Genomic DNA, 19,517 nt, shown 5'->3' on the forward strand with positions numbered 1-19,517 from the left:
ACATTTTATATGTTAGCAAAGTGTATTCTGCATATCTACTCCGAAAAGACCAAAACTATACGTTTTTGGTATTTTTAGTGAGATATGTAGTATGTAATTATATCTTGCGGAAGTCACTAGGAGTCATTCCAATGGAGTCTTTAAACGTACTTGTAAATTTACTACCATTTTCATAGCCTACAGCATTGGCAATTTGCAAAATAGAGTCATCTGTATCTTGAAGCAATCGTTTTGCCTCATTCATACGACATTCTTTTATAAATTGATGAATCGTTACCCCATATACCCCTTTAAAGCAACGCTTCAAGGTAGAGGCTGGAACATCAAAATCATTTGATAGATCATCAAGGGTAATGCGTTTTGCAAAATTCTTAGATAAATATTTACTTACCTTCTTTACAGTATCTACCTGGTGTTTTCTGTAACTAACGCGCCTTTCATGGGACTCGGTAGAAATCACTGAGAGTAATAAGAAGATTTCAATAACCTTCAATTTAAAATAATGTGCCTTAATTTGATCTGGCACCGCATATAAGCTAGAAAAAATGTGGCGAACCGAGTCAGTTTCTTCCATCATCATACCAAAATCTGCATTTTCACAAAATCGATTAGCGAGCTCTGCTAAATCAATATGAGTATCTGTTACAAGGGTATCCAAAACCGGTTGCGCTCGTTCTACATCTACTAATAACACAATTCCTTTAAAGGATTTAGTAGGAAAATAATTTTCATGTTGATAATCGGACCGTATATGCCAACCTAATGACATATCGCCTGGTCCCATATATAAATACTCTCCAGATGAGAATTTACATTCTATGCGACCTTCTTCACAGTGATTGATGGCAAAGGTCTTTGTATGTGATTGGGCATAAAATTGAATCGTTTCACGCTTTACATCAAGGAATATCAAGTCGATACCATCAAACACGGTATATCTCAACATGGACATCCCTGACTGAGATTTCATATGTGCATGTGGATTCATAGTATCACCATCTATATAAATATTATAAATAATATATTAATAATAATCATTTTGAGATTAATTGTCAAATTTATTTTTGTTATTATTCATGTAATATTTATTAAAATCCATTTTATGCATTCATTTTCTATATGATTATTTTATGATTATTCTGTCTAGTAAAAAAATTCCTCCCATAAAAAAAGTTTTAATAGGAGGAATTTCATATGATTATTTATTTTTTGGTTTTAACTATAAAGGCTAATGCTATTATATGAGCAATCCATACGATTGACATGATAATAAGTGCTATTGGAATATTTCTTGAAAAATAGGCCCCTATCATCATAATGGCCGTAACAGAAGTTAAGATAGACAACTTTGTCCGTAACGTTAACGCTTTATCACGTTCATAAGCACCAACAGTCTTTTGATATAAACTGGATTCCAAAAACATTCTATGAAAACGTTCAGAACCTCGTGCTAAACAAAATAATGTAAGCATATAAAAGGGAACTGTTGGCAATACGGGTAATACGATACCTGCTGTACCAAGACAAAAACTGATAGCACCAATGGTCAGGAATATATATCGAACTACTACATTACTATGTTGCTCAGTTGTTTTCATCAATCCTCTTCTACGTAATTAATAACTTTGCCCTTTGTTTTGATAAAGTTAGGAATAATAAGTACCAATGCTGCAATAACAACGATACCATAAATGCCAGCCATACCAATCCATTCAAATGCGTTACCTAGTACAAGGCCCATTACAGCAAAGTCCGCATCACCGAAGGTTGTATTTTGGAAACCAAGTTGACCAAGAACTGGTAGTGCCAATGCTGGTAAGAATGTGATAGCCAAACCATTAAGGAATGCACCAACAGCAGCACCGCGACGACCGCCAGTAGCATTACCATAAATACCTGCTGTAGCACCACAGAAGAAATGAGGTACAAGGCCAGGAATGATAAGTACGCCACCTACAGCACCGAGGATAAGCATACCGATGATACCACCGATAAAGGAGCTAATAAAGCCTAATACTACCGCTGTTGGAGCATATGTAAAGAACACCGCACAGTCTACTGCTGGAATTGCATTAGGAATAATTTTTGTAGCAATCCCTTGGAATGCAGGAATCAAATCGCCTAAGATCATACGTACACCGGAGTATACGATTGCTACGCCAACAGCAAAGTTCATAGCACTCATGATAGCAAATAAATATGGACTCATAGAACCAGACAAGGTAGCTACAAATTCAGAACCGGCTGCAATGGCAGCGATCAAATAGAATACAATCATAGTCAATGCAGTAGATAGTGTAGAGTCACGCAAGAAGCCCCATTTTTCAGGAATTTCAATATCTTCTGTGCTTTCTTCTGCCTTACCTATATATTTAGCAACCCAAGCAGATAAATAATAACCAAGGCTACCAAAATGGCCTAACGCAATTTCATCACCATCAGTAACTTTAGATGTATAACTTTGACCAATTGCTGGAGAAATAGCAGACCAAGCGCCCATCAAGAAACCACCAACAAGAATGAGTTCAATACCAGATAATCCAGCTGTGCCAAGTACGGCAGACATCAAGCAGGCCATAAACAAGCTGTGATGACCTGTAAGGAATACATATTTAAACTTAGTAAAACGAGCAATACATAAGTTCATCAATAAGCCTACAACGAGAATAGACATCGTTTCAACACCAAGTACCTTTTGTGCAACCGCCACAATAGCTTCGTTATTTGGTACTACGCCAGTAATATGGAAACCGTGTTCAATCATCTTGCCCAATGGATCTAGATTACTAACGATAACACCAGCACCAGCTGCGAGCATTAAATAACCGAGAATAGGTTTTAATGTACCGGTCATCACCTTGTGAAATGGTCTTTTTAAAGCGATTAGACCTACACAGGACATAATACCAATCAATAATGCTGGTTGACTCAATACATCTCGTAAGAATTCTAATATCATTTCCATAGAATTATCTCCCTAGCGAATTACTTAGCGATTTGTTGTAATCGTTCTAAAATATCTTCTTTAATTTTCTTTTTATTAATATAGCTGCGAACAATAGCTACTTCTTTGCCTTCAAATTGCTCTGCTAATTCTTTTACAGTCACAATCAAATCAGCCTTACGGCCTTGAGCCGCATTAAAATCAATAGATTCTACTTGCGCTTCAATATTATTTTCAGCACAGATTTCTTCGATTTTCATTTTTAACATCAAACTAGACCCGATGCCATTACCGCATACAGTTAAGATGGAAATCATAGTCTACCTCCTCAATTACGCATCTTCTAAATGTTCAGATAAAAATTCTTGTACATCTTCAATACTTTCAAAATTAGCAGCCGCATCAAGGAATTCTTCGTCTTCAAATAATGTTGCAATATCTGAAAGCAATTGAATATGTTCATCCTTATTGGGGGCACATAGAAAAAGAGCTACTGAAACAGGATCATTTTCAGGACTACCAAAATCGACAGGTTTTTCTAATGTAACAAGTGCAGTACCGACCTGTTTAACGCCCATTTCAGGGCGTGCATGTGGCATCGCCAGACCTGGTGCCAAAACAATGTACGGCCCCATTTCTCGAACAACTTCAACCATGGCCTCTATATATGTAGGTTCTGTAAAACCAGCATCGACCATGAGTTGACCACCATGACAAATCACATCTTCCCAGGTCTCTGCAGGATAATGAAATGACACATTATCCTCGGATAGCAAATCTTGTAACAAGCTAACACCTCCTATACTACTTGTATATTCATATTATAACGAGGGAACACTAAAATGCCTATACCCCAATGTATTTTATTACAAAAAAATTAGACCCCGAAGGGTCTAATTTCACTTATTCACATAGCATATATTAAATTGAAGATTTGCTATTATTAGATGAGTACAAAAGAATGTTCTTAAAATGTACATATATATGCCATGTCAATATTTAACTTTTCTAATCCACTAGATGCGCCGTTTTGTTATTTAAATCAGTGCGCATTCTAATAGCCTCTATTAATGGTTTCAGTACTTGATATTCCTCATCGGTTAAACGGAATGAACGACATACACGTTTATACACACGAGGTCTACGACCAGAACCAGCTCTCTGTCCGCCCCATGTCATTTACATATACCTCTCTCAACAGACCATTATCTATTACAGTTATTAGTATATGCTATTTTATGCGGAATTTCAAGATTTTTATTCAAATTTATTTTTAATTTAATTATCGGCTTCTGCCGCCGCTTTAGCTGCTTCTGCTGCTTTTTTCAAATTAGGCACAGATGTTGGGCATGTAGCCGGTGTACATGCACCATTAGGGCCCAAGTCTTCAGAGCGATTTACAAATGTTGTATGTAACATATGATGTGCTTTGTGGCTCATAGGTTTACCATCAAAGAACTCAGCATATAGTTTTTGGATATCTGGATTATCGCAAGCTGCTTTCACTTGTACCTCTGCATCGCGAGTATACAAGGACGCAATACGAGCTTCACGAGCTTTATCAGCCATCGGTAATTTAACGCGTGGTTGACCACCACCACCGATACAGCCGCCACGGCAAGCCATTACTTCAATGAAATCATAATGGATATTTTCTGCACGCATGCGTTCGATAAACTTACGCAAGTTACCTGTACCATGAACAGCCGCTACATGTAATGTTTTATCCCCAATGACTACATCTGCTTCACGAGCACCATCCATACCGCGAATGGCTTCGAATGGGATCAATGTTTGAGGTGCATCTTCACCAGTTGCTAATTTGTAAGCCGCACGCATAGCCGCTTCCATAACACCACCAGTGTTACCGAAGATGATACCACCACCAGAAGCTTCACCCATCAACGGATCGAATGCGGAATCTTCAAGGTCATCAAAGTTGATTTCTTCTGCACGTAACCATTTTGCAAGTTCACGTGTAGTAATACAGTAGTCTGTATCTCGCATTTCTGGTACGTCCCAGTATTCAGCAGAAGAATTCATTTCGTCACGACGAATCTCGAATTTCTTAGCTGTACAAGGTGTTACTGCAACAGCAACAATTTGTTTTGCATCAAGGCCCATTTTTTCAGCAAAATATGTTTTTTGCGTAGGCGCTTGCATTGCAATTGGACTCTTAGCAGTAGACAAGTTTGGCAAGAATTCTGGATAGAATGTTTCAGCAAACTTAACCCAAGCAGGACAGCAAGATGTGAACTGAGGCAATACCGCATCACTATTGATAACGCGTTCCAACAATTCAGATGCTTCCTCCATGATAGTCATGTCAGCACCGAAGTTTGTATCTAAAATATAGTCGCCACCCAATTTACGAAGAGCCGCTACCATTTTACCTTCTACGAATGTACCTGCATCAAGACCGAACTCTTCACCTAAGCCAACGCGAACAGCAGGTGCAGTTTGGAAAACGACGATTTTATTAGGGTCAGCAATAGCTGCTTTTACTTCATCAATTTCAGAGCGTTCATTGATGGAGTCGAATGGACAAATCGATGCACATTGACCACAATGAATACAAATTGGATGATCTCCATTAGTTGTTAAATCATAATAATCAAATACACCCATATCTACAGCACAAGCTTTACGACATAAGGAGCAGTTTTTACATTTGGATAAATCCTGTACTAACGCAATGTTGCCGTCTTCAATCGGTACACGGCGATCTAAAAATTCGTACTTACTCATAGTTCCTCCTACTTAGGTAACGTTGTTATCGTTAATCTCTGAAATTATACTACAAATCGTAATTTTTATCAATGATTATGAAAGTAATTCCTATGCATAACAGGTATTAGAAAACTGCATAAAATACAGGTTTACAAGCGTTCCTCTAATTCCATCCACCGCTCGGTTAGCGTATCGATTTGAGATTGTGCACCCTCTCGTTCAGCCATTAATGTTTGCATTTTTTCATAATCCGTAGCCGCTTGGCTAATCATAACATCTAAGCCTTTTATAAGATGTTCTAATTTTGGTAGCTCCTCCATGATAGACGCATATTCCGCCTCTTCCGCCTTATTGAGACCTTTTTTTGTGGGCAAATCAACAGGTGTAGATTTATCAGCAGACCCCTTAACCGCTGTATTTGTATTTGTATTTGTATTTGTATTTGCATTTGTATCTGTATCTGCGTCACTAACCTCAACGGGACCTACTGTTGATGCCGAACTCTTATTCGTTACAGTAGATGACTGATGTTCTGGTATATAAAATGGAGAATTAGTGCTTTCACCATGTTCTTCCTTATAATCCGAATAGGATCCATGCACAATATCAATATGCCCATTACCGGTAAAGACAAATAATTTATCTACAACACGATCAAGGAAATATCGATCATGGCAAACAGTGATAATAACCCCACTGAAAGAATCAAGAAAATCTTCCAATACCTCTAATGTAGGGATATCCAAATCATTGGTCGGTTCATCAAGCAATAAAACATTAGGTGCACTCATAAGTAATTTTAAAAGATATAGTCTACGACGCTCACCACCAGAGAGTTTGCGGATAGGCACGCCATGTAATTCTGGGGTAAACAAAAAACGTTCCAGAATTTGTCCTGCACTCAATGTAGTACCATCACCAAGGGCCATATAGGAATGGTCTTCTTTGATATAGTCGAGAACGCGCATATCCTCATCAAATTCAGGCAATTCCTGTTTAAAATGAGCGATACGAACGGTTTCCCCTTTACCAATAGTACCCGTCGTTGGCTCATAGGTGCCATCTAGAATATTCATGAACGTGGATTTGCCAACTCCATTAGGACCTACAATACCAATGCGATCATGACGCACCACATGATATGTAAAATCATCTATCATAGGGCGCCCATCAAAATCAAATGATAAATGCTCTATGTCAAAAATAGTTTTTCCTAAACGCGTTTTTAAGGCAATAGGATCCATTTGATCAGGACGGCGCGTCTTTTCCATATTTTTAAGTGTTTCATACCGTTGTAAACGGGCCTTTTGCTTTGTAGTACGAGCAAGCGCACCACGGCGAACCCATTCAATTTCACGCTTTAAAAATTGACGACGTTTTTCCTCTGTAGCGGCCTGACGAGCCTCACGATTGGCTTTCAACTCAATAAATTTTTCGTAATTTCCTTCGTATTCATACATATGGCGATTCGACAACTCTAAAATACCATTACATACAGAGTCTAGAAAATAGCGATCATGAGTACTAATCAATAAACCACCTTGTCGATTACTCAAGTACGTTTCAAGCCATTCAATGCTATCTTCATCTAAATGGTTTGTCGGTTCATCTAATAAAAGCAAGTCACAAGGGTATAACAAAGCCTGACCAAGGGCCAATCGACGCTTTTGCCCCCCTGATAATAGGCTAACAGACATATTTACATCGTAAAAACCAAGCTTACTTAGAATAATGCGAGCCTCTTGCTCTACTTGCCAACCGTCTTGTCTATCCATTTCTTCTAAACATTGCATATAGCGACGCTCAATACGATCATCGCTTACACCTTGCTCTTGTATGTAGTGATAGTCACGACTAGCTTTGTCAAAGCGCTTTACCAATTGCAATCGTGGGTGATCACCATCCAGAATCGCCTCTAGTAAGGTATCCCCTTCATCAAAGTTTGGGGACTGTGCTAAATAATGGATGCTGGCTTTACCATTCCGTTCTATACTTCCCTTATCGGCCTCCATCTGCCCCGTTAGGATTTTTAAAAAGGTAGACTTGCCCGTTCCATTAATACCTACAAGCCCTAGACGCTTTTGATTTGTAAATGTAATAGACACATCTGTAAATAGCAGGCGTGTTCCATAGGATTTCTCTATATTTTGTAAACTAATTACGTTCATTACCGTACTCCTCTGATTTCTTATGTTATTTATTATACTACAGATTTCCATTGACAGGCATACACCGCATCAGTAGAATACAGGTATATACGAAGATAATTTATAACATGATGATAGGTACATTCTATTAGGAGGTTCTCATGGCAACAGATGCAGTATTAGACTTTTATGACTCCCTCGACTTTGAAATTATCGACTTTGACGGATATGATACACTCCTTATCGAGTTATTAGACGACGGTACCTATGCAACTGTGTCCGATGATGATGGTCATATGCCAGATACACTAGATACTCCAATCGTATTCAATGTATATGATGATACCGATTCCTTCCAATGGAGTGTAAGCCTTGATGACTCGCATCAACTGCAAGCATTACTAGAGGAAAACAGCAATACAGAAGATTTTTTAGACGCTTTACAAGCAATCCGTACTAAAAATATTGAACATTACCAATAATAAGAAATTTTAACATAAAAGGTCATCTAAAAATCAACCTAGCTTCGACAGATATGTCATTATAAGCGAGGAAGGTTTTTAGATGACCTTTTATATTTATAAAGTTTCCAACTCACACGTAGGTGCAATTGTTTCCGATTTTGCATCAAGAATATGTATGAGTTCATTTACGATATTAGCTGCACCATCTACATGCCATGCACGAGCTTGTTCAGACATTTGTTGTAATCGTGGCGGATTAATCAATAATGCCGCTACTACGTCTTCTAGATTATGTATATCTCTAGCCCAACGAGCACAGCCACGTTCTTCTAATAACTCCGCATTCGCTTCTTCTTGGCCTGGAATAGCATTAAAGAATACCATTGGCAGTCCAATCGTTACAGCCTCCATACAGGTTAAGGCCCCAGGCTTTGTAACCAACATAGTAGCAGAACTCATTAACTCTGAAATATTAGATGTATATCCATATACAGTAGTTTTTGTTTTCATCCGTACACTAAGACTTACTAACGACTCATAGAGCGATGTATTTTGACCTGCTACAACGGTAATTTCATCTATACCACTAACTGCATCTAAATGTTGCAATGCAATCTCTAATGAGCCTAAACCGAGACCGCCCCCCATGACGAGAACCTTCACCGGTGATTTCAGTTCATAATGATCAATGGCATCCTTAAAAAATGATCTTCGCACAGGAATACCAGATACATAAATCTTATCTCGTTCAATGCCAACGGACGTCATTTCCCCTACCATATCTTCAGTAGCAACAAAATAGGTATCCACTTGGGGATAAATCCAAAATTGATGACTGCTAAAGTCTGTTAGAATTGCCACTAATGGAACATCAATAAGACCTTGGCGTTTCAATATGCTTGCAGCCCCACAAGGAAATGGATGGGTAAACACGATCACGTCCGGTTCTTCTTGTTGGATTAACTTCAACATACGACTCTTCAATATATAAGAGAGCACCGTCTGTAGAATAGTTCCTTTCTTTTCCCCTTTTGATACACGATAAATCATATCATATAGCATGGGAAATACGTCAATCATCTTAATATAAGTGCCCTTAATCAGATGCTCTACGGATAGTGTTTCCGTATCAAGAAAGTCCACATGAGAAATTACTGCTTGTGGTTCTTTTAATTGCCAATATTCTTCTATAGCCCGTGCGGCCTGCATGTGCCCTGTACCAATAGAGGCAGACACAATGAGGACCTTGCGTGATTGTTCTGTAGTCATAATCTATCCTTTCCATGTGATTATACCACATAAGCACGCAAAAATAATATAAATGCAAAAAGAGACCTCTTAGAGGTCTCTTTTAATCTTATTCAAATTTAGATTATTTTTTGCGTTTTTTTGCAGGAGCTGCGTTAACTTTTTCTTTCAAACCTTTACCAGCTTTGAATGCAGGAGATTTGGAAGCTTTGATTGTGATAGTTTTACCGTTTTGAGGGTTGCGGCCTTCACGAGCAGCGCGTTCACGAACTTCGAAAGTACCGAAGCCGATAACTTGAACTTTACCACCAGCAGCTAATTCTTCAGCAACTGTGTCGAATACAGCTTTAACAGCTTTTTCAGCGTCTTTTTTAGTTAATTCAGTTTTGAGTGCAACACTTGCGATTAATTCTGTTTTGTTCATGACAGAACCTCCTTAAAAATACAATACCCGAGGTTACTAACACACCTCTAGGTTACTTTTCCTGCACCTTAGCCTCCTCCCAAAAAGCATCCAGCTCAGCTAATGAAAAGTCTTCCCATGAGCGATCGCTTTGGTTAACACAAGCCTCTACATGTGAAAAACGCTGTCGGAACTTCGTGTTTGTGCGATTCAGTGCATTTTCACCGCTTATTTTATACCATCTAAATAGATTAATCAAGGAAAAAAGCACATCTCCCGCCTCTTTTTCCATATTTTCTCTATCTTTTTTGGCAACAGCCTCCTTAAATTCACCTATTTCCTCACTTACTTTGGCCCAAACTGGCTCCAGTTCATCCCAGTCAAAACCTACCTTTCCAGCCTTTTCTTGTAGCTTTTGAGCAGCCACCAATGCAGGTAAACCCTTGGATATTCCATCTAATACATTTTTTCGTATATTTCCCTTTTCTTGTGCTTTTAATTCATCCCAGGTGTATATTTTCCCTTCCTTCTCAGGATTATCTTGAGGAAATACATTAGGATGTCGGTGAATCATCTTTTCCGTTACATCATTTATTACATCCTGTAATGAAAATGAACCAGATTCTTCAGCTAAACTACTATGAAAAACAACTTGTAATAATACATCCCCTAGCTCTTCTCTGAGATTATGCATATCCTTGTTATCTATGGCATCTACTACTTCATAGGTTTCTTCAATAAAATATCGACGTAGCGATTCATGCGTTTGCACCTTATCCCAAGGGCAGCCATCAGGGGCACGTAATTTAGCCACTACATCTACGAGCGGTTGTATATCAATATTCTTCTTCATAGATCCTATTCTCCTCTGCTTGTCGTTTCCGTAATCGCTTACCGATAACAGGCATTTGATAGATATCATCCTTTACAATAGCCTTTGTGATCCATAGTGAAAGTACATAAACGGCTAAGGCAACGATAATAGCAACTGCTACAGATGCACCATTACCAATCATATCAATAAGGAACATATACGTAACTTGTGTAGCCCCACCCATGGCCATCGCGGAAATGATGATTTTTAATAGGTTCATACAGCAAATCACGCTGCCCACATGACGTTTTACAAATATAATATTAATCAATGCAGCAATGGCAAAGTTTAAATTGGTTGCCCAAGCAGCCCCGTTAATACCAAGCTCACTTGTACCAGTTAATTGATAGTCTAAAACGGCTTTCACCAAAAGCCCTACAAAAATCGACATCATAGGAATTACTGTACGCCCTAAACCTTGCAAAATACCTGCTGTAATTTGTTGCCATCCTAAAAAGATGATACTAAGACTGATAACGGCAATAACAGGCCCCGCATTTGGTGTTGCATAAATCAACTGAGAAATAGGCGTAGCCAGCACACACAGACCAATACAGGCAGGTATAGCAAAGAGATTTGCGATTTTCATGGCTGTACTAGCACGCTCGATAATACGTCTATTATTTCCCATCGCATAGGCTTCGGATACGGCTGGTACAAGACTAGATGCCAGTGCAGTCGTCAAAATAATAGGTAATCCAATGAGTGAAGTAGCCATCCCCGTTAAATATCCAAATTGTGTAGTCGCCTCATGTAAGTAATAACCGATATCCATCAAACGTTTAGGAACGATGAATGTATCTATTAAGGATACCATCGGCAACATAATATTTGCCATGGATACTGGTATGGCTAATGCAAATAACCGTTTAATGACAGTACCATTCGTCTCTATAGGAGCTGTTTCGTTTTGTTCAGTCAACATCTGCTGACGCAAATTACGTTGAGAGCGATAGAAATAAATGAGTACGATTAAGCCAGCTAGAACACCTGGGAATGTGGCAAATGTAGCCCCGCCTGCAGCGAGGTGCAATCCAGAATCAATGAAATAATAAGCTAGCCCCACCATGGAGCCTACTCGGAATATTTGCTCAAACACCTGGCTTGTTCCGGTTGGCACCATGTATTGAAAGCCTTGGAAATAGCCTCTAAAGCAGCTTAAAATCGTTACGACGATAATGGCTGGTGACAATAATTGGATGGGAATTAGAGCCCGTGGGTCCGTAATAATATGCCACTTAATAAGCCATTCCGCGCTAGCATAAAGGCCTACGCTAAATACAATGCCCACGAGTGTAAGTACACGCAAGGATACATTAAATACTTGTTGCACGCCGCGTATATCGCGATTGGCTAGTTTTTCGGCAATCATAATAGAAATGGCAACGGGAATTCCTGCAGCTGAGATACTAACGATAATTTGATAGATTGGATAGGCCATCATATAGAGACCTATGCCCTCGCCACCGAGAATACGAGCGATGAGTACTTTACTGAAAGCACCAATAATCTTAACGATAATACCGGCTATCGTTAAAATCATGGCACCCTTTAAAAATCGATTCATAGGCCCCCCTTAGACTTTTTCGACAATTCTTTCATCACCGCTTCTGTAATGGTTAAAATAGAACCCTTTAATCCATTCAAACTGATGTATAATGACGCTGGTTTTGTATCCATGAATTTAATCTTTTTCCATAAATCTTCACGAACACTCCCCATATCCCAATCCGCCATTTTAGAATCGTCATACCAATGGATAATAAGCTTATTATCGCGACGGGCTATACTCTTAATGCCGAGAAGGCGCGCTTGTTCCTTAATTTGAGCTACTCGCAATAAACGATCTACTGGGTCTGTTGGCGTACCAAAACGATCGATTAACTCATCAGTCATATCATCAAGCTGTTCCTTATTCTTGATGTGTAACATCCGTTGATATACAGAAATCTTACGAGCACTATCCTTGATGTACGCATCATCAATAAAAGCATCAATTTCAAGATCTATAGCAGGGTCTGGTATAACCTCTTTTACGACCTCTCTATTCTGCGCTTTTGCAATGGCCTCCTCTAACATGGTTACATACATACCAAAACCTACGGAAGCGATATTGCCATGTTGTTGTGATCCTAATAAGTTGCCTGCTCCACGAATTTCTAAGTCACGCATAGCCAATTTAAAACCTGCCCCTAACTCGGTAAACTCTTCAATGGCTTTTAATCGTTTTTCTGCCGCTTCTGAAAGCATCTTATCAGGCCGATACATGAAATATGCATAGGCACGACGTCTAGAACGCCCTACGCGACCACGCATTTGATATAACTGAGATAAGCCTAAACGATCTGCATCATAAATAATAATCGTATTAGCATTTGGTATATCAAGGCCCGTTTCAATGATACTCGTACTGAGTAGTACATCATACTGACCTTCATAGAAATCAGTCATAATTTCTTCGATTTGACGACCCGTCATTTGCCCATGAGCAATAGCATATCGCAATTCAGGCAGAGCAGCCTCTAACAATTCCCCCATATGTTTAATGGAGGCTACTCGGTTATATACGAAATACACTTGGCCCCCTCGTGCCAATTCACGCTTAATTGCATCCGCAATGAGGTTCATGTCGTATTCCACCACATAGGTTTGAACAGGCAATCTATCTTCTGGTGGTGTATTAATAACAGACATTTCACGTACCCCAACGAGAGACATGTGAAGTGTTCGTGGAATAGGTGTGGCACTCAATGTTAGCACGTCAATATTATTGGCCCATTCCTTCCACTTTTCCTTTTGTGCCACACCAAACCGTTGCTCCTCATCCACAACGAGAAATCCTAAATCTTTAAATTTCACCTTTTTATTTAAAAGTGAATGAGTTCCGATTAGTACATCAATAGAACCATTTTCTACGCCCTTTAAGATTTCCCTCTTCTCCGCTGTAGAACGGAATCGGTTGAGTACATCCACCTTAACACCAAATGGATTAAATCGATTTAAAAAGGTTTGGTAATGTTGTTGTGCTAACACAGTGGTCGGAACCAATACAGCTACTTGTTTACCGCTTATAACAGCCTTAAAAATAGCACGCATAGCGACTTCGGTTTTACCAAAGCCAACATCACCAGCTAACAATCGATCCATTGGAGTAGGTCGTTCCATTGACTCCTTGATTTCTCGCGTAGCTTGTAATTGGTCTTCCGTTTCCTCATAGGGAAATGCATCTTCAAATTCAACCTGCCAAGGTTGATCTGGTAAAAAGGCAAAGCCTTCTGTTATCTCACGTTTCGCATAGAGCTCAACCAACTTATCAGCTAAGTCATCGATAGATTTTTGAGCCTTAGTAACGGCCTTACGCCAATCACTACCACCCATCTTATGAATCCGTGGTACATCGCCTTCATTCCCGATGTATTTTTGCAATTGGTCTAAATTACTAGCCGGCAAGAATAGTCGATCGGTACCAGCATAAGCAATTTCAATATAATCACGATGAATGCCTTCTGTTTCAATCGTTTTTAAGCCAATATACTTACCGATACCATGCATATTATGAACTACATAATCACCGATGGATAAGTCTGTAAAGTAGTTAATTTCTTGGCCTTTTTTAGGCTTATTGCGCAGCTTCCGTTTTTGTTGACCGTAAATATTGCCTTCTACAACAACGACTAAGCGGCTATGAGGTAATTCAAAACCGTCGGTCAACAAACCTTGCATAATATGAACAGTAGTAGGCTCAAAATCCCAGCTTTCACAGTAACGATACGAAATACCATCACCATATAAAGCCTTTTCAATACCCTCTCGACGTTGCTGATTGTTAATAATTAACACAACCTGGTTGCCTAACTTTTGCCACTGTTTAATTTCATCCATCAAAAGCGGAATTTGGCGCTCAAAGCTCGTCATGGTCTTACCTTGAATACCAATAGGATTAACTCCAGGCAAGCCAATAGAGCGTTGTTGCATAAACGTAAAGGCCACTTGTATCTTAGCCTCTACAGTACGCTGTAATTCAGACCAATCGCAGTGTTGCTTACGATGGGTTGCATCTTCTTTTAAATACTTCTTTAACGCCTCTTGAATACGCCCTGGCTCATCATAGATAATGAGACCTTCTTTAGCATAGGATAACAATGTGCTATCAGCATCATCACTAGTCAAATAGAATGGTGTGACTGTATAGGCATCAACATTTTCAATAGACCGTTGTGTATCTACAGAGAAATGACGCATCGTATCAATTTCATCGCCAAAGAATTCCATCCGAATCGGATCATCACTATTCACAGGGAATATATCAAAAATATCTCCGCGCACAGAAAAATGACCACGTTGTTCCACCTGGTCTACGCGTTCATATCCAATTGTAACTAATTTTTCTAATAGCTCATCACGCTCTATCGATTGTGAAACCTCTAGATGCACACTTTGAGAAACCACATATTGAGGACTCACCACATATTGAGTGACCTCTTCTACTGTGGCCAGAACCACAATAGGCTGATTCCAGGCCAGCATGCTGAGCGCACGCATTTGTGCCCCTTGTCCTTCTAAACTACGAGCTACAGTAGTAAATTCTACTCGTTCTGTAATGGGAAATGGCAACACCTGTACATTAGGCCAGAAAAATGCCAAATCTCGTTCCCATAATTCTTTATGTTCTTTATCGTGTACTACGATAATAATTGATTGTACTTGTTCCTCTGGAACAGCACGGCTTAAAAGGAATGACTTTTGTGATCCACTTAAACCATATATAACTGACTTTCCCTTTTGGCTAAACGCCTTTAGCCCATCTGCCATAGATGGGTTCTGTGAAAGCAGCGTATCAATTGAAGTATCCATATACTGCTCCATATATAATTAATTAGCTGTAACAAAGTTACTAATAATTTATTATAGCATATTTACTAATATACAAAAAAACATCTGTTCCATAGAACAGATGCAAATAGGTATAAAAAAAGCACCCTATAGGTGCAATATAGTTGGTGCGGGAGAAGGGACTTGAACCCCCACGCCGTAAGGCGCCAGATCCTAAGTCTGGTGCGTCTGCCAATTCCGCCACTCCCGCGTACCGACTGAAACTATAATACCACTTATTATATATGACGTCAATCATTTTTTATAATTTTTATGAGACTTCATCATCCCCATATAATCTTAACCCCTTTTAGGTATTTAAATTTCTCAGAGACAGCAGTATCCCGCCGGCGAAAAATCTCGTGAAAGTAAAAAAAGAGATGGTCCAAACACCTAACCTAGGTGCTAGGACCATCTCTCTTTTTAGGATGATGATGAATAAATGCATGCCCTACATTTACCAATAAATATATTAACAGACATAACAAAAGCCATGCTGATAATACCAAACGGTATATTCACCACGACTACACTTTCAATCAAGAGATTCCTAGTTTTGTGTAAAATTAGAATGCTTTTACACAAAAAAATCCTTTTTACGGGTACGTAAAAAGGGAGTCTCTAACTTCTCCTCCCTATCACTCGTAGGTCAAATGGTGAATGTTGAATAGGCAGTTCTCCTGACTCGGCGTCATCGCTCGTCTAGCCTTCCCAGTTTCCCAGTGACTTAATTTAGACTCGCTCAACCATACAGTGGCGGGACCGTGCTGGCATTTAACCAGCTTCTCTATTATGCTTTTCAGCACCTATTCCCAAATATGATGTTTTCTATGTGTTTATAGTATCACTATATATGATATTCGTCAAACCTTTTTTTACGATTTTATAAATAAATATTTAGAATACACTAATAAAAAAAGACTATATTTCAATGCACCTATTATCTCATTAAGCTTTCATGTATAATAGTAGAGTAATTAACTATATGGAGGTCACTATGTATATTGGCGATATAATCAAAACATTCCGTGAGAAACATCAACTTTCACAAGAAGCATTTGCAACAAAAGCAGGTTTAACAGTTGAGGAAATCAATACACTCGAATCTAACTTTCAAAATAGCTCATCTACACCTGTACCGGTTGCCATTCGTCAAATCAAAGGTATTGCACAAGCTATGGAACAACCAATGCCTCTTATTATGAGTCAATTACCATCTGACCAACAAGTGATGGTAAATGTCGTGGCTGAATCTGATCAACCACACGCTAAATAAGGAGTATAACCACATCATGAAAAAGTTAGCAATCCTAACCCTTACCTTCGTTACCTTAATGAGTAGTGCTCAAGCAGTCAATATTGGTGACCTAGAAAACGCTAGAGGCTATTCTTACATGTATCGAATGAATGGACAACAGTATTACGCAGATAACCACGTAATCGTCCGTGCAGGCGAAGGTAATAACTATGAAATTATCGCCAAAACATATAGCCATCAAGGCGCTATGTATTACATGACAGAATATATTAATCATTACTATTTTAATCAAGACGAAGATACGATTTATTGGACACAGGATGAAATTAATCTCATTGATGCACGTACTGGCCAAATCTTACGTCGAAACATCAAAAAAAATCCTAAGCTAAAAGAATTAAAACTAGATACCTATGGCTATATGCAAGCTATCTACTCTAAGAATATGGCTATTGCTGCAGGACAATTAAAAGAAGTATCCCACTAATACACTGAGTAGCCACTAGGGACTTAAGCGTCTTATAGAGTATAAGGCAAAAGGAGCTGTTAATATAAAACAGCTCCTCTTTTTATGTCCAAATAGTAGACAATATATACGGGCATCTAAACATTAGTACAGGCCTGTAGCATCTGAGAAGCGGCTCATCTATATATAAATCCCTATGAATTAGTACAGGCCTGTAATAATTTAAAAGAGACCATTATAATAGTTCCTATGATCAGTATCGGCCTAACAGAATCCATATAACCTTATTTAGATAAATAAAAAAACTCACACATTCGTGTGAGTTTTAGTTTGGTGACCCAGAAGGGATTCGAACCCCTGGCCTTTTGATTCGTAGTCAAACGCTCTATCCAGCTGAGCTACTGAGTCATGTACTTGGTACTTGATTATATTAACATAATGGCTAATTATTTGCAAGCATTATATTAATATTTTTCGAGTAATTTTACGGACATGCAGTCCAAAGACCGCAACCCATAAATTTGGCAGGGGCAGTAGGACTTGAACCCACAACCAACGGTTTTGGAGACCGCTACTCTACCAATTGAGCTATACCCCTATGCACATCAAGTATTCCTGATACTTCAATATAATACCAAGAATGAGCTCTTATGTCAAGGTAATTCTCTCTTAATTAGCAACTTCATTTTTCTTATATAAACTAAAAAAGATCATAATTAAAACGTTTCACTTAAATGTATATTTTCATATTTCTCTATAGATAATTATACGTTATACGTCTTATTTATACACACACTTTTATTGCCAAAAGGAAAAGAGCCCTTTCGGGCTCTTTTGTCTACCTAACTTTTACCTTTATATATACGGGAGATGGTATATATAATTAGAGAGTTTTGTATATGTATTGTTTTTTATACACAGGGAGAGTATTGTTGTGTATTTAAGTGTTGTTTTATGTGTTGTATTGTTTTGTGTTGTGTTGTTTGTATTATTTGTAAAAGGGACAGGTAAAAGTTATTAGTAGTAGACCTCCATTTCCTTAGTTGATCTCAATCAACTATTGTTAGTATAAAGATTCTATATGAATTATGAGTGAATAGAAATTAAACAGAGTATAAAATGAGTAGTTTTTTGTGCATATTATAATCAAATATATTGATAATTACTATATTATAACCTATTTTATATGTGTAAAAAATGCCACATATGAAATATAGTTATGTAATGATAGATGGAATTTTAACGTAGTAAATATAGTTCTATTACCTCTACTGAAGACGAATCTAACAGATTTAGCTTAATCAGCGACTTCCTATCACTCCTCACTGTGGATTTCCCATCGCAGCTCCGTCTAACACGGACACCTAGATAGATAGTACCTCTACAACCTTGGCTGGAGACGGCTCTAGTAGGTATGAAAGCTGTTTTACATAAATCTAAATTTCTCAGCTGCTATACGGTTCGATACCATAGGTGCTACGCACCGCGGTATCGTTTAGATGTAGTTGGCCTCCTACCATTAGACGCGGCTTCCTATCACACTCGCCCATGGCGACATATAATACAATGTTTTAATGTACAGCACATCCTTTAGGGCTTCGTCGAACCTGATGCAATGGACGTATGCGTCGCTGCGCTCCTTTACGCCCTATTGCCCTAGGTTTCCCATGTCCCCTGGTCGGATAGGAAGTCGCACATGCAAAAAAAAAGACACACCCTCAGGTGTGCCTTTAGCTTAATCAGCGACTTCCTATCCTCCCAGGCCGTCTCCAGCCAAGTACTTTCGGCGTTTATGAGCTTAACTACTGTGTTCGAGATGGGAACAGGTGGACCCTCATAGCTATCGCCACTGAATCTGTCAGAGTTTGTACTCTGAAAACCACATAGAAGTTATATATATTTGTTTGCACATTTCTGCTTAATGTTTTATTGTATGTTGCGTCCCATACTCAAGTTGCATTGCTCCTTCAAGTTGGTTACGCTGCTTAAGTAAAGCCCTCGATCTATTAGTACCAGTCAGCTCCAAACCTCACGGCTCTTCCACACCTGGCCTATCAACCATGTCGTCTACATGGGATCTTACTAGCTTATGCTATGAGAAACCTCATCTC

At 38.8% G+C, this 19,517-nt stretch carries 16 protein-coding genes, 3 tRNA genes, 2 rRNA genes and 1 riboswitch; of the genes, 3 read left to right on the forward strand and 18 right to left on the reverse strand.

The annotated features are described in order from the left end of the window. Positions 1–97: 97 nt before the first annotated feature. From VTHSUH11_RS01100 to VTHSUH11_RS01130, 8 genes are all read right to left on the reverse strand, one after another. A complete protein-coding gene (locus VTHSUH11_RS01100; RefSeq protein ID WP_105092336.1) occupies positions 98–988 on the reverse strand; it encodes a helix-turn-helix transcriptional regulator in 891 nt (296 codons plus the stop codon). A gap of 214 nt (positions 989–1,202) precedes the next feature. Continuing rightward, positions 1,203–1,598: a YbaN family protein gene (locus VTHSUH11_RS01105; protein ID WP_105092337.1), complete on the reverse strand. Its 396-nt coding sequence runs from the start codon at positions 1,596–1,598 to the stop codon at positions 1,203–1,205. Then, positions 1,598–2,965 carry a PTS ascorbate transporter subunit IIC gene (locus tag VTHSUH11_RS01110; RefSeq protein WP_105092338.1) on the reverse strand — a complete coding sequence of 456 codons (1,368 nt, stop codon included), beginning with the start codon at positions 2,963–2,965 and terminating at the stop codon, positions 1,598–1,600. The genes VTHSUH11_RS01105 and VTHSUH11_RS01110 overlap by 1 nt, the downstream gene beginning before the upstream one ends. Before the next feature lie 20 nt (positions 2,966–2,985). Continuing rightward, positions 2,986–3,261 (reverse strand): PTS sugar transporter subunit IIB, encoded by a 276-nt coding sequence (locus VTHSUH11_RS01115; RefSeq protein WP_059363760.1) that lies wholly within the window; start codon positions 3,259–3,261, stop codon positions 2,986–2,988. A gap of 15 nt (positions 3,262–3,276) precedes the next feature. After that, entirely contained in the window at positions 3,277–3,732 is a 456-nt protein-coding gene (locus VTHSUH11_RS01120; RefSeq protein ID WP_105092339.1) for a PTS sugar transporter subunit IIA, read from the reverse strand. A gap of 220 nt (positions 3,733–3,952) precedes the next feature. Beyond that, positions 3,953–4,123 (reverse strand): hypothetical protein, encoded by a 171-nt coding sequence (locus VTHSUH11_RS09540; RefSeq protein ID WP_181143905.1) that lies wholly within the window; start codon positions 4,121–4,123, stop codon positions 3,953–3,955. A 99-nt stretch (positions 4,124–4,222) separates the two neighbouring features. Beyond that, complete coding sequence (locus VTHSUH11_RS01125) at positions 4,223–5,692, reverse strand: [FeFe] hydrogenase, group A (RefSeq protein ID WP_105092340.1); 1,470 nt, start codon at positions 5,690–5,692, stop codon at positions 4,223–4,225. 131 nt (positions 5,693–5,823) lie between these two features. Continuing rightward, positions 5,824–7,842 (reverse strand): ABC-F family ATP-binding cassette domain-containing protein, encoded by a 2,019-nt coding sequence (locus VTHSUH11_RS01130; RefSeq protein WP_105092341.1) that lies wholly within the window; start codon positions 7,840–7,842, stop codon positions 5,824–5,826. A gap of 140 nt (positions 7,843–7,982) precedes the next feature. On the opposite strand from VTHSUH11_RS01130, the gene VTHSUH11_RS01135 reads away from it, so the two are divergent. After that, the gene (locus VTHSUH11_RS01135; RefSeq protein WP_105092342.1) at positions 7,983–8,303 is read left to right on the forward strand and encodes a hypothetical protein; all 321 of its coding nucleotides are present in this window, start codon (positions 7,983–7,985) and stop codon (positions 8,301–8,303) included. A 96-nt stretch (positions 8,304–8,399) separates the two neighbouring features. Here the strand turns inward: VTHSUH11_RS01135 and VTHSUH11_RS01140 are convergent, their stop codons facing one another. The 6 genes from VTHSUH11_RS01140 to VTHSUH11_RS01165 form a co-directional block, all read right to left on the reverse strand. After that, on the reverse strand, positions 8,400–9,554 hold the full coding sequence (locus VTHSUH11_RS01140; RefSeq protein WP_105092343.1) for an MGDG synthase family glycosyltransferase: 1,155 nt from the start codon (positions 9,552–9,554) through the stop codon (positions 8,400–8,402). A gap of 103 nt (positions 9,555–9,657) precedes the next feature. Continuing rightward, positions 9,658–9,957, reverse strand: a complete 300-nt coding sequence (locus tag VTHSUH11_RS01145; RefSeq protein WP_059363776.1) for an HU family DNA-binding protein — start codon at positions 9,955–9,957, stop codon at positions 9,658–9,660. Positions 9,958–10,009: 52 nt separating this feature from the next. Then, positions 10,010–10,789 (reverse strand): nucleoside triphosphate pyrophosphohydrolase, encoded by a 780-nt coding sequence (mazG, locus tag VTHSUH11_RS01150; RefSeq protein WP_105092344.1) that lies wholly within the window; start codon positions 10,787–10,789, stop codon positions 10,010–10,012. Beyond that, on the reverse strand, positions 10,773–12,377 hold the full coding sequence (locus VTHSUH11_RS01155; protein ID WP_105092345.1) for a putative polysaccharide biosynthesis protein: 1,605 nt from the start codon (positions 12,375–12,377) through the stop codon (positions 10,773–10,775). Before VTHSUH11_RS01155 ends, mazG begins: the two co-directional genes overlap by 17 nt. After that, the gene (mfd, locus tag VTHSUH11_RS01160) at positions 12,374–15,664 is read right to left on the reverse strand and encodes a transcription-repair coupling factor (RefSeq protein ID WP_105092346.1); all 3,291 of its coding nucleotides are present in this window, start codon (positions 15,662–15,664) and stop codon (positions 12,374–12,376) included. Before mfd ends, VTHSUH11_RS01155 begins: the two co-directional genes overlap by 4 nt. Before the next feature lie 144 nt (positions 15,665–15,808). Continuing rightward, positions 15,809–15,893, reverse strand: a tRNA-Leu gene (locus VTHSUH11_RS01165). 442 nt (positions 15,894–16,335) lie between these two features. Beyond that, positions 16,336–16,507, reverse strand: a riboswitch (cobalamin riboswitch). A gap of 172 nt (positions 16,508–16,679) precedes the next feature. Between VTHSUH11_RS01165 and VTHSUH11_RS01170 the strand changes: the two genes are divergently transcribed. Beyond that, positions 16,680–16,958, forward strand: coding sequence for a helix-turn-helix domain-containing protein (locus VTHSUH11_RS01170; protein WP_105092347.1), 279 nt, complete (start codon positions 16,680–16,682; stop codon positions 16,956–16,958). A gap of 16 nt (positions 16,959–16,974) precedes the next feature. Beyond that, the gene (locus VTHSUH11_RS01175) at positions 16,975–17,427 is read left to right on the forward strand and encodes a hypothetical protein (protein WP_105092348.1); all 453 of its coding nucleotides are present in this window, start codon (positions 16,975–16,977) and stop codon (positions 17,425–17,427) included. A gap of 310 nt (positions 17,428–17,737) precedes the next feature. On the opposite strand, the gene VTHSUH11_RS01180 is transcribed toward VTHSUH11_RS01175, so the two are convergent. From VTHSUH11_RS01180 to VTHSUH11_RS01195, 4 genes are all read right to left on the reverse strand, one after another. Beyond that, a tRNA-Arg gene (locus tag VTHSUH11_RS01180) sits at positions 17,738–17,814 on the reverse strand. A gap of 114 nt (positions 17,815–17,928) precedes the next feature. Further along, positions 17,929–18,004, reverse strand: a tRNA-Trp gene (locus tag VTHSUH11_RS01185). Positions 18,005–19,143: 1,139 nt separating this feature from the next. Then, a 5S ribosomal RNA gene (rrf, locus tag VTHSUH11_RS01190) occupies positions 19,144–19,260 on the reverse strand. A 131-nt stretch (positions 19,261–19,391) separates the two neighbouring features. Beyond that, positions 19,392–19,517: ribosomal RNA gene (locus VTHSUH11_RS01195) — 23S ribosomal RNA — on the reverse strand; the annotation flags it as partial.

Source organism: Veillonella tobetsuensis, from assembly GCF_002959935.1.
Taxonomy (GTDB): domain Bacteria; phylum Bacillota; class Negativicutes; order Veillonellales; family Veillonellaceae; genus Veillonella; species Veillonella tobetsuensis.

Excerpts from the sequence above, each read along its gene's own strand:
- VTHSUH11_RS01145 (WP_059363776.1), bottom strand. The coding sequence starts at position 9,957 with ATGAACAAAACAGAATTAATCGCAAGTGTTGCACTCAAAACTGAATTA.
- mfd (WP_105092346.1), bottom strand. The coding sequence starts at position 15,664 with ATGGATACTTCAATTGATACGCTGCTTTCACAGAACCCATCTATGGCA.
- VTHSUH11_RS01155 (WP_105092345.1), bottom strand. The coding sequence starts at position 12,377 with ATGAATCGATTTTTAAAGGGTGCCATGATTTTAACGATAGCCGGTATT.
- VTHSUH11_RS01115 (WP_059363760.1), bottom strand. The coding sequence starts at position 3,261 with ATGATTTCCATCTTAACTGTATGCGGTAATGGCATCGGGTCTAGTTTG.
- VTHSUH11_RS01175 (WP_105092348.1), top strand. The coding sequence starts at position 16,975 with ATGAAAAAGTTAGCAATCCTAACCCTTACCTTCGTTACCTTAATGAGT.
- VTHSUH11_RS01100 (WP_105092336.1), bottom strand. The coding sequence starts at position 988 with ATGAATCCACATGCACATATGAAATCTCAGTCAGGGATGTCCATGTTG.
- VTHSUH11_RS01140 (WP_105092343.1), bottom strand. The coding sequence starts at position 9,554 with ATGACTACAGAACAATCACGCAAGGTCCTCATTGTGTCTGCCTCTATT.
- VTHSUH11_RS01105 (WP_105092337.1), bottom strand. The coding sequence starts at position 1,598 with ATGAAAACAACTGAGCAACATAGTAATGTAGTAGTTCGATATATATTC.
- VTHSUH11_RS01170 (WP_105092347.1), top strand. The coding sequence starts at position 16,680 with ATGTATATTGGCGATATAATCAAAACATTCCGTGAGAAACATCAACTT.
- VTHSUH11_RS01125 (WP_105092340.1), bottom strand. The coding sequence starts at position 5,692 with ATGAGTAAGTACGAATTTTTAGATCGCCGTGTACCGATTGAAGACGGC.
- mazG (WP_105092344.1), bottom strand. The coding sequence starts at position 10,789 with ATGAAGAAGAATATTGATATACAACCGCTCGTAGATGTAGTGGCTAAA.
- VTHSUH11_RS01130 (WP_105092341.1), bottom strand. The coding sequence starts at position 7,842 with ATGAACGTAATTAGTTTACAAAATATAGAGAAATCCTATGGAACACGC.
- VTHSUH11_RS09540 (WP_181143905.1), bottom strand. The coding sequence starts at position 4,123 with ATGACATGGGGCGGACAGAGAGCTGGTTCTGGTCGTAGACCTCGTGTG.
- VTHSUH11_RS01110 (WP_105092338.1), bottom strand. The coding sequence starts at position 2,965 with ATGGAAATGATATTAGAATTCTTACGAGATGTATTGAGTCAACCAGCA.
- VTHSUH11_RS01135 (WP_105092342.1), top strand. The coding sequence starts at position 7,983 with ATGGCAACAGATGCAGTATTAGACTTTTATGACTCCCTCGACTTTGAA.